Origin of the sequence: Parabacteroides sp. 52, assembly GCF_010500925.1 — a bacterium.
In the GTDB taxonomy this organism is placed as follows: Bacteria; Bacteroidota; Bacteroidia; order Bacteroidales; family Tannerellaceae; genus QVMG01.
Genome location: NZ_QVMG01000005.1, coordinates 1 through 15,141, shown reverse-complemented (window position 1 = coordinate 15,141; position 15,141 = coordinate 1). Strand labels below are relative to the sequence as shown.

The window sequence follows — 15,141 nt, the reverse complement described above, 5'->3', positions numbered from 1 at the left end:
ATAATATACTTTTTATGATGATGGGTTTACTTGCAAATTTATTTATATTATTCTTTAGAATCGGAAGTTGTCTTTCCTGTGTTCTCTTGGGAAATACTGTCTTCTCCTGTCTCTGTCAGTTCATTATCCGTATTTTCTTCTTTTTTCTCTTTTTCTTTCAGATCCATGATCTCTTGCGAACGAGAGACCCAAGCTCTTTTTCCAAAAATTTGTTCAACATCTTCCGAATAAATCACTTCCCGGTCAAGTAATACCTGGGCTAATTTATTATGACCTTCTGCATGTTCCGAAAGGATCTTTTTGGCCCGTTCATATTGTTCATTTATGATATGTTGCACCTCGGTGTCTATCATTTTAGCCGTTTCTTCACTATACGGTTTGGTGAACCCCCAGTCTTGACCGGTTGAGTCGTAATAGTTCAGATTAGGAAGCCTGTCGCTCATACCCAGATAAACCACCATGGCATACGCTTGTTTGGTAACCCGTTCCAGGTCGTTGGAAGCACCTGTCGAAATTTTCTTGATGAAAAGTTCTTCGGCAGCACGGCCTCCTAAGGTGGCGCACATTTCGTCCAATAACTGTTCCCGGGTAGTGATCTGTCTTTCTTCAGGCAAATACCAGGCAGCACCTAAGGCTTTCCCACGGGGCACAATCGTTACTTTTACTAAGGGATTTGCATGTTCCAATAACCAACTGATAGAGGCATGCCCGGCTTCGTGTATAGCAATACTCCGTCGTTCCTCTACTGTGGTGATCTTAGAGCGTTTTTCCAGCCCTCCGACAATACGATCGACGGCATTCATAAAGTCTTCTTTCTGAACAAACTTTTTCCCTCCCCGGGCAGCTATCAGCGCCGCTTCGTTACATACATTGGCAATGTCTGCACCAGAGAATCCGGGTGTTTGACGAGCCAGGAAATCGGCATCGACAGTATCGTCTATTTTGATCGGACGTAAGTGTACCCCAAATATTTCTTTGCGTTCATTCAGGTCTGGTAATTCTACGTGTATCTGCCGATCGAAACGTCCGGCACGTAAAAGTGCCTTATCCAAGATGTCGGCGCGGTTCGTGGCTGCCAGGATAATTACCCCACTGTTGGAGCCAAACCCATCCATCTCAGTTAATAATTGATTCAATGTATTTTCCCGTTCATCGTTGCTGTTCATATTGGCATTCTTCCCACGTGCCCGTCCTACCGCATCGATTTCATCAATGAAAACAATACAGGGGGATTTTTCTTTGGCTTGTCGGAATAAATCACGTACGCGGGAGGCACCTACACCTACAAACATTTCGACAAAATCAGAACCGGATAAAGAAAAGAAAGGAACATTCGCCTCTCCGGCAACTGCTTTGGCTAATAATGTTTTTCCTGTTCCCGGAGGGCCAACCAAAAGGGCGCCTTTGGGGATTTTTCCTCCCAATTCGGTGTATTTTCCGGGGTTTTTAAGAAATGACACGATCTCTTCAACTTCCTGTTTGGCTTCAGCCAAACCGGCTACATCTTTGAAGGTAACTTTCCGGTCGTTGTCTTTATCGAATAATTGAGCTTTTGATTTGCCGACACTAAAGACTCCTCCGGCACCACCGGCACCGCCACCTGACATTCTCCGCATCAGGAAAATCCATACTACGATTATCAACAGGAAAGGGCCTGTGCTAATCAAGAAATTCCAGATTGCATCTTCTCCTTCTTCAAAACGCAGTTCTGTTTTGATATGATTCTCTGTTACAGCCGTTTCAAAGAAGTCGGTGAATTTATCCGGAGAAGGTATTTTGGTGTATGCCTTGGGCATTGTACCCAACTTGGAGGTATCCCCTTTAAAAACCAAGGCTTTCTTTCCGGGTTTAACCGTAGCTTCAACCATGTTTTTCTTATTGTATACGACCATTTTTTCAAACACGTCCTCTTTGGTGAGTTGCTGGAACTCCGTCCAGCCCAGTTCACGCGAGGTGGAATCGTCTGATGTGTAGAGAAGAGTAGCAAGTATGATAAAGATGATCGCATACATCCAATACAGATTAAAACGAAACATCTTTGGCTTGTTGCTCTTCGGTGTCTTATTGGGGATATTATTTTTATTCTCCATGTTGATGGTTTGCTAAATTATTACAATTTTAATCAATATCGGGAATACGGGTCATTTGGGCATCTGCCCAGAGATGATCCAGGTTATAAAAAGCCCGACGTTCCGGTAAAAATATATGTACAAGAACTGTGCCATAATCCATGCCTATCCATTCGGCTCCCTGGCTTCCATCTATCGACAAGGGTTTTTCATTTGCTTCTTTGCGGACAAAATCCCAAACTGAGTCAGATAAAGCAGAAACTTGTGTGGGCGTATTCCCTTCACAAATGACCATATACTGACTTATGGCTCCTGAAAATTGAGTCAAGTCTACAATTACAATATTTTTGCCTTTCTTCTCTTGCAGTCCTGCAACGACTGTTTTTACTAATTCTTTCGTTTGATCCATCTAGTTTTATTCACTATTATTCGAAGTTGCAAAGATAGTTTTAATTTTGTATCGTTTGGCTTTTCAGTACATAATTATTGAAGCTATACTCTTTAAACACATTGCCCGTGTGAATGTTCGGAACAACTAAAAAAATAAAGGTTTTTTTGTTACTTCTGAAAAAGTATTTATATTTGCACTCGAATTGAAAAGGACTTTCTTTGAATGTCTGCATTCATTGTTCTATGGTGTAATGGTAACACGTCAGATTCTGGTCCTGAAATTCCAGGTTCGAGCCCTGGTAGAACAACAAATCCGCTGTAACAGATGCTGTTATGGCGGATTTTTTATGGGGTGTACTCTGTGTTTTTTAGACTTGTTTGAAAAGTACTTCTTTCTCTGTAATCACTCCATCCATTTGTATATCGAAAGTTTCCGTGGGAATTTGCTCATGAAGTTGGAAACTGAAACAAAGCCCTATCTTCGGATTCGAAAGAGAGGAAAGAAGGCGGTCATAATATCCTTTACCGCGTCCCAGGCGATTGCCTTGACGATCGAATGCGATTCCGGGAACAATCAATAGATCTATTTCATTTTCATCCACAGAGAAACCCGGCTTTTCTCCAGGTTCTAAAATGCCATAAGCTCCTTTTTGTAAAGATTGTTTATCGGTATAGGGGAGGAGCTTTAGATTCTCTCCGTCAACAAGAGGCAGTAATAGTTGTTTTTGGGGTGCCCATTTTTCAATAAAATCAGCCGTTTCTACTTCTCCCGGAAGCGCATGATAAAGAGCAATGCAATGGGCACGCTGAAAAAAATCGGTTTGTTCCAGTAGAGCCAGTGCTTTTGCCGATTGTTCAGACAACCAGGTTTTCGAATACTCTTTCTTTAGACAAGCCATATTTTGTCGAAAGACTTGTTTGGCTTTGTAGATTTCTTCCATCAGTCACTTTTTGAATAAGTTCAGAGGTAGGTAAAGATTTACCCTCATTTAAGATCTGAATGGCCCGTAATAAAGTTTTATCTTCTTTCTGGAAAATCGGATAAAAACCGGCCTCGTCAAAGAAGTTCCGCACAATATAAGCCTGGAGCTGATTTTCTATCAGTTTGCCGGATATATAAATCAGAGTAGGTCTTCTTTTAATACCTTGGCTTTCAGCGAAATTTACAAAATCAGAAAGCAAAGATTGACTTTGCAGATAAGTATAAAGTTCATCCCAACTATTGAATGCCGATAGTTTCTGGCGGTTCTTATCGGAGTACTCAAGTGCATATAAATAGAGTACTCCTGTACTAATAATATGGGTGAAATAAGAAGTAATACCTGTCGTATCGCGGGGAATGAAAATATCCGGCATAATACCTCCGCCACCATATACGGTTCGTCCCTGCAGGGTTTTGAATTGCAAAGAATCATCTAATTTTATGCTGTCGACAGAGTCGAACTCACCATGCATATATCGATTGTATATATCTTGGTCGTAGAGATCTCCTTTTCCCAATTCATATTCTTTCTGGATACTTCGTCCGGAAGGAGTGAAATACCGGGCAATGGTCAATCGTATTTCAGAACCATCGTTCAGCGTGATAGGCGTTTGTACCAATCCTTTTCCATAGGTGCGCCGGCCGATGATAAGTCCGCGGTCATTATCCTGTATGGCTCCTGCAAAAATCTCACTGGCCGAAGCAGAAGATTCGTCTGTTAATAAGATGATCGGATCTTCCTTGCAGGTCCCTGTTCCATTGGCAAACACATCCGATCGCGGAAAGGATTTACCTTCGGTATAAACAATAAGGCGTCCTTCCGGCATAAATTCGTTGATCATATGGATCGCCGCATCCATATATCCTCCTGTATTACCACGAAGGTCAATAATAAATGAACTGCAACCTATTTGTTTCAATTGAGCGATGGCGGTAATAAACTCGTTGTAAGTGTTTCGTGCGAACTTACTTGTTTTTATATATCCGATCCCTTTACTTACTTCGTAGGCCACATCGACAGAATGCACCGGAACATCTCCCCGCGTCACGTCGAAATAAAGCAGATCCTCAGCGGTTCCTCGTTTTACACCCAGTTTGACCGTACTGTTTTTGGTCCCCCGCAAAGTACGCATGATCTGATTCTGACTGGTTTTCTTTCCGGAAAAAATAGAATCATTGATCGTAATGATACGATCGAAAGGCAGTAGTCCTGCTTTTTCTGCCGGACCGCCACTGATAACACTGATGACCAGTATGGTGTCTGTTTGCATATTGAAAGATACACCAATGCCGCTAAAAGAACCCTCCAGGTCTTCATTGGCTGTTTGAGCTTCTTCCGCTGGGATATAAACCGAATGCGGATCCAATTCGCTGAATATCTTGGGAATAGTGCCTTCTATCAATTGGGGCATGTCCACCGTATCTACGTATTGCGCATGGATAATATCCAATATAGCACTGATCTTATTGCCAACCCGGTATCCTTGTCTCTTTCCTTTTGACAGATTCACATAGTGATTCCCGACAAAAATTCCGAAAGCAATACTTGCAACGATAATGACGGGGAGCCAAATGGATAGTTTTCTATTTTTATTCATACAATAACTTATTCTTTAATCTCAATATATTCAACCGATATGCCGGCACGTTCGAGTAAGATACAACCGTCTTCCATCCGGTATTTTTCCGAATAAACAACGCGTTTGATACCAGACTGGATAATGAGCTTGGCGCATTCAATACAAGGAGCCGATGTAACATAAATAGTCGCATCCTTGCTGCTGTTTGAAGAGGCGGCCACTTTGGTGATAGCATTTGCTTCCGCGTGTAAAACATAGGGCTTGGTCATATTGTTTTCATCTTCACAGATGTTTTCAAAACCGGAAGGAGTCCCATTATAGCCATCGGAAATGATCATTTTGTCTTTTACGATCAAGGCTCCTACCTGCCGGCGCTTGCAATAAGAATTTTCAGCCCATACGGAAGCCATGCGCAAATACCGTTTATCCAACTCTTGTTGTTTCTCTTTTTTCTCTGACATTCTTCTTTGTTTTGTCTCAAAACCAATTCGCAAAGGTAATAAATAGTTGAGAGTTAAAAATCGAAATGGAACGTTTTTTGAGAGGAACGGATCCCTCCTTATTTAATTCCATTTTTAATCAATAAAGCCTCAATGGTAGGCTCTTGTCCCCGGAAGCGCTTGTAAAGGACTGCCGGATCTTCCGTTCCTCCTTTAGACAGAATATGTTCCCGGAAAGAACGGGCTGTCTTTTTATCGAATATACCATGGGTTTTAAACAAGGAGAAGGCATCAGAGTCGAGTACTTCCGCCCACTTATATCCATAATAACCGGCAGCATACCCTCCTGAGAATATATGTCCGAAGCTACTGCTCATCAGTGCGCTCTCTACTTCAGGCAGAATATTTGTTGGCGCCCATGCCTGTTTTTCAAAAGCGGTCACATCTCCTTCGAAAGGAGTTGTCAATGTATGCCAGGCCATATCCAGCATACCGAAGCTTAACTGACGGCAGCAGGTATACCCTACATTGAAGTTAGAAGCATCCACCAGGTTTTGTACTAATTCCTGTGGGATTTTTTCTCCAGTCTCATAATGCACTGCAATCTGGTCCAGATATTCTTTTTCTGTCAACCAGTTTTCCATGATTTGGGAAGGTAGTTCAACGAAGTCTCTGTAGACGCTTGTGCCGGAAAGACTGGCATATTTTCCGTTGGCCAGCATGCCATGCAAGGCATGTCCGAACTCATGCAAGAAGGTGTTTACCTCGTCGAAAGAAAGCAGTGAAGGTTTGGTTTCTGTCGCGCGGGTGAAATTCATCACTATGATCACCTGGGGACGAGAGTTTTTCCCTTTACTGTCATGGTACTGGGCTTTCATACTATTCATCCATGCACCCGACTGTTTTCCGTCTCTTGGATGGAAGTCCGTATATAAAATGGAGAGAAAACGACCCTCTTCATCATATACCTCATAAGCCTCTACCTCCGGATGATAAACAGGGATTTTTTTGTTTTCTTTGAAGGTGATGCCATACAATTGGGTAGCCAGTCCGAATACCCCTTTTTTTACCTGATTCAGTTCAAAATAAGGACGCGTCATTTCGTCATTCACCTGAAAGCGGATATCTTTCAGCTTTTCGGAATAATACGACCAATCCCAGGGCATCACGGTTATATTCTCTTTCGACATCCCCATAGCAAAACCTTGCACTGCATTATATTCATTGATTGCAGTCGGTTTGTATGCATCCAATAGTTCGTTCAATAGGTTGTATACTGCCGCCGGTGTTTTAGCCATTGTATGCTCCAACTTATATTCTGCAAAATTGCTGTTTCCCATTAATCGGGCAATCTCCAGGCGGATATTTACAATTTTCTTTATAATCTCTCGGTTATCAAATTCATCCCCTTTGTTTCCTACACTCATATAGGCGCGGTAAAGCTTCTCCCGCAAAGGGCGCAGGTCCGAATAACGCATGAAAGGAGAATAGCTGGGAGCAGATAAGTTGAAAAGCCATCCGGTTTTCCCTTTACTTTTGGCTAAAGTAGCAGCTGCCTCGCGAACACTTTCCGGAAGTCCGGACAGTTCTTCCTCTTCTGTTATCAGCATTTCAAATCTGATTTTGTCTTTCAATGCATTTTGGTCAAACTGAAGGGTAAGCAGGCTGAGTTCTGTACTTAGCTGACGGTATTTGTCTTTGTCTTCTTTATTTAATGTAGCTCCTTGTTTTTTGAAGGCTTCAAACGTCTCATTCAATAATTTGGCATCTTCCGTAGACAGGTTCAACTGTTCTTTTTGATTATAAATCGTTTGAACCCGTATAAATAGTTTATCATTCAGATAGATATTATTGGAGCTTTCCGATAGCTTCGGTGAAACCCGTTGAGATATTTCCATCATCTCGTCATTGGATTCCGCATTCAATACATTGAAAAAGGCATAACTAACCTTGTCCAATAACTCACCACTTCGTTCAAGAGCCACGATTGTATTTTCAAAAGTAGCAGGTTGTGGGTTGTTGGCGATTTGCTCGATTTCTTTATTTAATAACCGGATCCCTTCATCAAAAGCAGGTTCATAATGTGCTGTTTTGATTTTATCAAAAGGAGGTGTCTCAAAAGGTGTTTTATATTTCCCGAAAAAAGGGTTGCTGCTAGCTTCTGTCATTTGTATCATACTTATTAGTCCTACTATTACATACAATAATCTTTTCATGGCATTAATTGTTTAAAGAATCGTACAAAAGTAGAAAATTAAAAGATTATATAACTACTTTTGTCTGCCATTAATAAAATAGTCTATGAGAATTGAAGAAAACTACTCTTTGGAGGCCTATAACACTTTCCACCTGCCGGTAAAAACGCGTTGGTTTATGGAGTATGAAACAGTAGAAGAGCTGGAAAAAATATTGCATGACGAGTATTTCCAGGAGTCTCTGTCCCTGCATATCGGAGGAGGCAGTAACCTGTTGTTTCTGAATGATTATAACGGAATTGTTTTGCATTCGCAAATCAAAGGAATAGAAGTTGTTGAAGACCGGGATGATGTCGTTTTGCTTCGTGTCGGTGCCGCTGAAATATGGGATGACGTAGTGGCTTATGCCGCCTCCAACGGATGGGGAGGGATAGAAAATCTTTCGCATATTCCGGGAGAAGCCGGAGCGGCTGCCATTCAGAATATCGGAGCCTATGGGGTAGAAATAAAAGATGTGATAGAGAGGGTAGAAACCTATAACCAATTAACCTTTGAGAAACGGATATTCAGCCGTGCCGAATGTACTTATGCCTACCGGTACAGCTATTTTAAGAATGAACAGAACGATCCGCATATTGTCACCCATATCCTTTTGCGTTTAGAGAAAACACCTTCTTATCATATAGATTATGGACAGCTCCGGGCGGAACTGGAAGATGCCACTTTGTCACCTATATTTGTGCGTGAGGCGGTAATTCGTATCCGGGAATGTAAACTTCCGGATCCTGCTGTTTTGGGAAATGCCGGTAGTTTCTTTATGAACCCGGTCATATCAACGGAATGTTTTGAAAAATTGAAAGCGACTTATCCGACTATACCGTCTTATCCGGCACCGGAAGGGATGGTAAAGATCGCAGCCGGTTGGCTGATAGAACAATGTGGCTTCAAAGGAAAACGTTATGGCTCTGTCGGAGTTTATGACAAACAGGCATTGATAATTGTTAATTATGGAGAGGCTACAGGCAATGAGATTGCTTTAATGGCTGAAAGTATCCGTATGGCTGTTTCCCAAAAGTTCGGTATAGAGATCATGCCGGAAGTGAGATATGTCGGATAAAAAACCACTTATAAAGGGCAGCAGGTCGTATAAAAGATATCATCTGTTTCCCCATCAATCTGTGTTGTAAACTGCAGGGCCGGGAATCGGGCGGAAAAGCGGGCGTTTATCGTGTCTGCCAGAGAGAGACTCGCGGAGTCCGTTGTGAATGACAGGGGTAATCTGCCATGAAAACATATATTTCCTTCATTCGAAAATACGTCTGTAACCCACCAAGGGGTTGTGAGATGCCAAGAGGAAGAATCCCCTTTGGCTTCCTGTTGCCATTCGGAACCATGGGTGGCAAACAATACATTCAGAGGCACGTTCCGGTCTAAAGTAGTAAATACCGAATCCAAACCAAAACCTACCGTATCTATATTGTTTTGTTGTTTCTTAGCCGTCTCTTCCAGGAGTTTATGGCTGTAACTGGCAACCCATACTCCCTGGTGGTAATAATACCCGAAAAAACGATGTGCGGTATCCGGATAAAAGACAAGGTTTATCGCATCCTTTTTCTGGAATGTCGGCTGGAAGGAATGAAAAAGAGGTGTGATAATCTTTTTTTCTATTTCTTCCAATTCGCCCTTTCCCATTTGGGCATAAAAGAGGACGCCTTGTGGATGAAACGAAAGGACGGAAGGAAAGGCAAACTGCTGCCAGAGAGATAAATAAACGTCCGGCACAGAAGAGGTGAATGGCGTGAATAGGTCTGCCTGCGCCTGGATACAGGTAGACAATGCCTGCGGACGGTTAACGACCCATACCGCATCCGGTTTGCAAGCAATCAGGTTTTGCAGATGAATGTCTTCGTTTTTTTGTTTTTCCCGGATATGATCAAAGAAAACCCAAACAGCTGTTAAAAGAATAACAGCTGCTACGATGGCAACAGTTATTTCTTTTTGTCCGTTTTTCATTTTTGTGTCAGAAAGTATTTGCACCAGGGTATTAATCCGCAGCTGTCACATTTGGGTTTGCGGGCGATACAGGTGTACCGTCCATGCAGTATGAGCCAATGATGTGCTTTGGATATCCATTCGGTGGGAATATGTTTCACCAATTCCTTTTCTGTTTCCAACGGAGTCTTGCTGTTGTTCGTCAATCCGATCCGGTTGGATACCCTGAATACATGGGTGTCGACGGCCATTGCAGGCAGATCGTAAACGACAGAGGCAATGACATTGGCAGTTTTCCGGCCTACCCCGGGTAGTTTTTGTAATTCGTTCACATCGGAAGGAACGATACCGCCAAAGTCTTTTATCAACACCCGGGCCATTCCTACCAGGTGTTTCGCTTTATTGTTAGGATAAGAAACAGTACGGATGTATTCATATACCACTTCCGCAGAAGAGGCTGCCATTACTTCGGGTGTGGGAAATGCTTCGAATAGAGGAGGGGTAACCAGGTTGACCCGTTTATCCGTACATTGGGCTGATAAAATTACAGCAACAAGCAGTTGGTATGGATTGTCGTATTGTAATTCAGTCTCTGCTATTGGCACATTTTCTTTGAACCAATGAATAACCCCTTTGTAACGTTCTTCTTTTCGCATAAGAAAACAGGAAACGGTTCTTCCTCTTGTGTTTTTCCCGGATCCAAGTGAATGGATCCGGGAAATGGTAATGATTTTCAGGCTTTACAACTTAATTGGCCGATTCGAATTGTTTCAGGAAACGGATATCGTTTTCTGAGAACATTCGTAGGTCTTTCACTTGGTATTTTAAATTAGTAATGCGTTCTACGCCCATACCCAATGCATAACCGGAATAAACACTGCTGTCTATGCCACAGTTGTCAAGCACGTTGGGGTCTACCATACCGCATCCCAGGATTTCTACCCAGCCTGTATGTTTACAGAACGGACAGCCTTTGCCTCCGCAGAGGTTACAGGAGATGTCCATCTCGGCAGAAGGTTCCGTGAATGGGAAATAGGAGGGACGTAAACGTATTTGTGTGTCTTTGCCAAATAATTCTTTGGCAAAAAATAATAAGGCTTGTTTCAGATCGGCGAAAGATACGTCTTTGTCGATGTATAATGCTTCCACCTGGTGGAAAAAACAATGGGCACGGTAAGAAATCGCTTCGTTTCTATACACACGTCCCGGACACATGATGCGAACGGGAGGTTGTTGTTTTTCCAATACGCGCGTTTGTACCGAAGAGGTGTGGGTGCGTAGTAAGACATCCGGGTTGTGCTGGATGAAAAAGGTATCCTGCATATCCCGAGCCGGATGATCCAGTGCAAAGTTCAAGGAAGTGAACACATGCCAGTCGTCTTCAATTTCCGGACCTTCAGCAATAGAGAATCCCAAACTGCTGAATATATCACAAATTTCTTTTTTGACAATGGATATCGGATGACGGGTACCTAATTCCACCGGATAAGCCGTGCGGGTCAGATCGATGTCGTCGTTGAATGTTTGTGTGTTATCAAAACTTTGCTTGAGTTCATTGATTCGTTCCTGAGCACTTTCCTTGAGTTCGTTCAGAAATTTACCTACTTCCCGTTTTTGTTCTGCAGCGACATTACGAAAATCATTCATTAACAGGGATATCTCCCCTTTTTTACTGAGATATTTAATTCGTAAAGCTTCCAATTCTTCAGCATTCGCCGCCTTCATATTCTCCACTTCCTGACGGAGAGCTTTAATTTTATCAAGCATTGTTGTATCCTTTTATTTAACGTGCAAATTTAGGTCTTTCTTTTTATACTGCAATCGTTTCGGCTATGTTTTTTGTTTTGTATAGCCAACTAATCTACCCTTGGAATGTTATATGAAAAAAGCGATTGAAAGTTTCGTATCCAAATAAAGCAATCAATAGAAAGAATGGAAATAGTGATTATTGTAGGGCTTATCTTATTCAATGGGGTGTTGTCGATGTCGGAAATAGCCTTAGTATCTGCCCGAAAGTCCCGGTTGGAAATAGAAGCGAAGAAAGGAAATACATCAGCCCGGACGGCTTTGCAACTGGCTAACGAACCGGATCGCTTCCTTTCGACCATTCAGATAGGTATTACTTTGGTCGGTATCCTGACCGGTCTTTATTCCGGAGAAGCTTTTGCTGCTGACTGGGCCACTCTTATAGCCGAAATTTCTATATTACAACCTTATGCTTTTTTTATTGCCAAGACAACCATAGTGGTTGTTGTCACTTACCTGACCTTGATTTTTGGAGAGCTTGTTCCCAAACGTATCGGTATGGGGTTGGCTGAAACGGTATCTAAGGCGATCGCCAAACCGATGAATCTGCTTTCTATGCTTGCTTCTCCTTTTGTTTGGTTATTGTCGAAAAGTACTACCGGAGTGGTTCAACTGATCGGTATACATGACTCGGAAGCAAACAGAGTGACGGAAGAAGAGATAAAAGCCATTGTGAAAGAGGGACTAGATGGTGGAGAAGTGCAGGAGGTTGAACAGGACATCGTGGAACGGGTTTTTAACCTGGGCGATCGGAATGTAGGTTCAATTATGACACACCGGAGTGATTTGATCTGGTTGGATGTGGCAGATCCAGTGGAAACGATTCGTATGAAAGTGCAGGAAAACCTTTTTGATATTTATCCGGTTGCGTCGAAAAAATTGGATAACCTGATAGGGGTTGTTTCTTTGAAAGATCTGTTTTTACATATCGACGAGCCTAGTTTTTCTTTGCAACAGGTATTTCGTCCGGCGGAATATCTGCCGGAGAATCAAAGTGTATACAATGCCCTTGCTCAGTTTAAACAACAACGGGTGAAGTATGGTATTGTGACCGATGAGTTTGGGGGGATTCAAGGCATTGTCACAATGAAAGATATACTGGAGGGGCTGATCGGACAAATGCCTGAGGTGGGAGAAGAACTGGAAATCATTGAACGGTCCGATGGCAGCTGGCTGGTCGATGGGCAACTCTCTTTTTATGATTTTCTGGCATACTTTGATCTGGAAGAACTTTATTCGGATCATGATTATAACACCTTAAGCGGGCTCATTCTGGAAATATTAGAACATGTGCCACATACTGGTGAAACGTTGATGTGGATGCATTTTTTGCTGGAAATTGTAGATATGGATGGGGCTCGTATAGATAAAGTGTTGGTTTACAAGACGGATTGAAGGATTGAGAAAAGAAAAAGAATAGAAATAATCTCAAAAAAAGTCGGAATATTCTGTTGCCGATGGGCATCGGCAATATTGCTGAACGTGTTCGTCAATATTGCTGAACAGCATCGTTAATATTGCCGATGCCCATCGGCAACAGAATACTCCCGGAAAAAAGGACTTATTCTGAATCAATATCCCATATGCCACAGGCACGTTCCAGTTCAATCAAGGCAGCCGCGCAGGCGAAAAGTGTTTCGGTATGGCTTACCTGTATCTCGTTATACGTGCGTTGGGCATGCAAGACTTCGAGTATACTGGTTTCTCCCCGTTCGTAACTGAAGATCTTTTTTTCAAGGATTGTTTGGGCATCCTGCAAAAGGCCGGTATTGAATTGTTCAATCTTACGGCATTCGGTCGTGTATGTATTGTATGCCTGCATCACATCCGTATGTATTTGAAGTTCGACAGCCTCGTATTGTTTTTTACTTTGTTCGACCGTCAGCCGGGCTGCCTGCAAGGCTCCTTTGTTGGCATTCGAGAATTTCAAAGGGATAGTGACACCGGCGGTGACGCCCCAGAACTCCGGGGCAGGTGCGATCTCATTGCGTACGATCGAGGCATAGCCCGCCCCGACACTCAATCCCAGGTCGATGGCCCGGTCGGCTTTTGCCAATCGCAGGTTGTTATGGGATACTTCTTTGGATTTCAAAGCCGCTTGCAGGTCGGCCCGGTTGTTTTGTGCCGCTGTAATGAGTGTGGATAAATCGAAATACCGTATCCTGTAATCGAGGGTACCCACGATGGAGTCGGGTATGGCCTGGTTGGTATGGCCTTGGAATAATAAGAGTCGAACCAATACCTCTCGCAGATCCCCTTCGCTTGCATATACTTCGTTACGCATGGTGGCTGCTTCCAGTTTCGACTGGCGGGCATCGGTCTCCGTAATCAATCCCATGCGGAATCGCAGGCTGTCGGCGTTTGCCAGTTCAAGTATCTGCCTATACGATTCCTGTTGTATTTCGTATAGTTTTTGTTGTTTTACCGCCGTCAGGAAATGCAGAGTGGCGTCGGCACGCAGGTTGCGGAAATAATCTTCCAACAGGGCTTCGGTCATTTCTTTTTCGCTTTGGGCTACCCGCACCCGTGCCTTTCGTTTACCTCCCAATTCCAGGGTATAACTTAATTCGGCATCCACACCGTAACCCATTTCGAGGTTCCAGTTCTGATTGTTCGCATAACTGACCGATAGTTCGGGGTCGGGGAAGACCTTGGCGGCTTTCACCTCCGCCTGGGCAATGTCTACATTGTACTTTTCTACTAAATAGTCGATATTGGCCTTTCGGACATTATGGAGATAGGTGTCGAATGTCAATAGTTGCTTTTCCTGTGCATGACAGAGAAGAGACAGGAAACAGAAATAGACTGTAAGTATTGATTTTATATATTTCATAGGATTATATCTTTTTATTGTTTTTCTTTTCCAATATATAATAAAAAGCAGGTAATATATACAGGATGAGAATGGTACCGAACAACAAGCCGTAGACAATGACTGTCGCCAGCGGACGCTGTACGTCGGAGCCAATACCGGTAGAGAGAGAGGCAGGCAAGAGACCCAGGACCGCTACCGTTGCAGTCATCAATACCGGACGCAACCGGTGTGACGATCCGGAGATCACCGCCTCTTTCAGGGCGATGCCTTTTTTTCTCAATACATTGATATGGGAAATCATGATCACCCCGTTTTGGATAAATACCCCGAAAAGAGCGATAAATCCTACCGCCGATGATACATTGAAAGTCATTCCGCGTGCCACTAAGGCCAACATACCTCCGAAAACAGCCAGTGGCAACATCCCGATGAGTAAACCAGCCTGGCGGAACGTACCAAAGGCAAAGAAAAGCAAGAGAAACATCACGGCCAATGTGATAGGCATGATCACGGCTAAACGACCAAAGGCCCGGTGTTGATTCTCCAGTTGGCCTGCCCAATGAAACTGGAATTGGCTATGGTCATACACGACTTGCTTTTCGATCTTCGATTCAGCCTCCCGAACGAACGAGCTCAGATCTTTTCCACGCAGATTCATACGCACGGTAGTAAAACGTTGATTCATCTCGCGGGAGATCATACTCGGACCGGTCGTGGTTTTGATCTCCGCCACAGCGGAGAGAGGGATCATGGCTCCCGAAGCGGAGGTAAGTGGAAATTCCATCGAAAGTGACCCCCTTCGGCCAATTCAAAGTGACCCCCTAAAGTTGTGTTTCACAACGAGGTCATTTTTGTAGTTGTTTTTGAGGTTG

At 43.2% G+C, this 15,141-nt stretch carries 12 protein-coding genes, 1 tRNA gene and 1 pseudogene; 3 read left to right on the top strand and 11 right to left on the bottom strand.

Annotated elements, in window-relative coordinates:
• Positions 1 to 47: 47 nt before the first annotated feature.
• Positions 48 to 2,090 carry an ATP-dependent zinc metalloprotease FtsH gene (gene ftsH / locus D0T51_RS04690; RefSeq protein WP_163725861.1) on the bottom strand — a complete coding sequence of 681 codons (2,043 nt, stop codon included), beginning with the start codon at positions 2,088 to 2,090 and terminating at the stop codon, positions 48 to 50.
• A gap of 28 nt (positions 2,091 to 2,118) precedes the next feature.
• Complete coding sequence (gene rsfS, locus D0T51_RS04685) at positions 2,119 to 2,478, bottom strand: ribosome silencing factor (RefSeq protein WP_163725859.1); 360 nt, start codon at positions 2,476 to 2,478, stop codon at positions 2,119 to 2,121.
• Positions 2,479 to 2,696: 218 nt separating this feature from the next.
• Between rsfS and D0T51_RS04680 the strand changes: the two genes are divergently transcribed.
• Positions 2,697 to 2,767, top strand: a tRNA-Gln gene (locus D0T51_RS04680).
• A 60-nt stretch (positions 2,768 to 2,827) separates the two neighbouring features.
• On the opposite strand, the gene D0T51_RS04675 is transcribed toward D0T51_RS04680, so the two are convergent.
• The 4 genes from D0T51_RS04675 to D0T51_RS04660 all read right to left on the bottom strand — a co-directional run bounded on the left by D0T51_RS04675 (position 2,828) and on the right by D0T51_RS04660 (position 7,677).
• The gene (locus D0T51_RS04675; protein ID WP_239056684.1) at positions 2,828 to 3,358 is read right to left on the bottom strand and encodes a 5-formyltetrahydrofolate cyclo-ligase; all 531 of its coding nucleotides are present in this window, start codon (positions 3,356 to 3,358) and stop codon (positions 2,828 to 2,830) included.
• Positions 3,315 to 5,039 (bottom strand): S41 family peptidase, encoded by a 1,725-nt coding sequence (locus D0T51_RS04670; RefSeq protein ID WP_163725853.1) that lies wholly within the window; start codon positions 5,037 to 5,039, stop codon positions 3,315 to 3,317. Before D0T51_RS04670 ends, D0T51_RS04675 begins: the two co-directional genes overlap by 44 nt.
• 8 nt (positions 5,040 to 5,047) lie before the next feature.
• On the bottom strand, positions 5,048 to 5,482 hold the full coding sequence (locus tag D0T51_RS04665) for a dCMP deaminase family protein (protein ID WP_163725850.1): 435 nt from the start codon (positions 5,480 to 5,482) through the stop codon (positions 5,048 to 5,050).
• A 98-nt stretch (positions 5,483 to 5,580) separates the two neighbouring features.
• Positions 5,581 to 7,677, bottom strand: a complete 2,097-nt coding sequence (locus tag D0T51_RS04660) for a M3 family metallopeptidase (RefSeq protein WP_203583322.1) — start codon at positions 7,675 to 7,677, stop codon at positions 5,581 to 5,583.
• 85 nt (positions 7,678 to 7,762) lie between these two features.
• Here D0T51_RS04660 and murB point away from each other — a divergent pair, with 85 nt between their 5' ends.
• Positions 7,763 to 8,773, top strand: coding sequence for a UDP-N-acetylmuramate dehydrogenase (gene murB, locus D0T51_RS04655; protein WP_163725847.1), 1,011 nt, complete (start codon positions 7,763 to 7,765; stop codon positions 8,771 to 8,773).
• Positions 8,774 to 8,781: 8 nt separating this feature from the next.
• On the opposite strand, the gene D0T51_RS04650 is transcribed toward murB, so the two are convergent.
• The 3 genes from D0T51_RS04650 to pheS form a co-directional block, all read right to left on the bottom strand.
• Complete coding sequence (locus D0T51_RS04650; RefSeq protein WP_163725845.1) at positions 8,782 to 9,669, bottom strand: hypothetical protein; 888 nt, start codon at positions 9,667 to 9,669, stop codon at positions 8,782 to 8,784.
• Positions 9,666 to 10,304, bottom strand: coding sequence for an endonuclease III (nth, locus tag D0T51_RS04645; RefSeq protein ID WP_163725842.1), 639 nt, complete (start codon positions 10,302 to 10,304; stop codon positions 9,666 to 9,668). Before nth ends, D0T51_RS04650 begins: the two co-directional genes overlap by 4 nt.
• Positions 10,305 to 10,395: 91 nt before the next feature.
• Positions 10,396 to 11,415, bottom strand: coding sequence for a phenylalanine--tRNA ligase subunit alpha (pheS, locus tag D0T51_RS04640; RefSeq protein ID WP_163725839.1), 1,020 nt, complete (start codon positions 11,413 to 11,415; stop codon positions 10,396 to 10,398).
• Positions 11,416 to 11,580: 165 nt separating this feature from the next.
• Between pheS and D0T51_RS04635 the strand changes: the two genes are divergently transcribed.
• Positions 11,581 to 12,849, top strand: a complete 1,269-nt coding sequence (locus D0T51_RS04635; protein ID WP_163725837.1) for a hemolysin family protein — start codon at positions 11,581 to 11,583, stop codon at positions 12,847 to 12,849.
• Between the two features lie 166 nt (positions 12,850 to 13,015).
• Here D0T51_RS04635 and D0T51_RS04630 read toward each other — a convergent pair whose 3' ends face one another.
• Together D0T51_RS04630 and D0T51_RS04625 are read right to left on the bottom strand one after the other, a co-directional pair.
• Entirely contained in the window at positions 13,016 to 14,287 is a 1,272-nt protein-coding gene (locus D0T51_RS04630) for a TolC family protein (protein ID WP_163725834.1), read from the bottom strand.
• A 4-nt stretch (positions 14,288 to 14,291) separates the two neighbouring features.
• A pseudogene (locus tag D0T51_RS04625) lies at positions 14,292 to 15,041 on the bottom strand (efflux RND transporter permease subunit); the annotation flags it as partial.
• Positions 15,042 to 15,141: the final 100 nt, after the last annotated feature.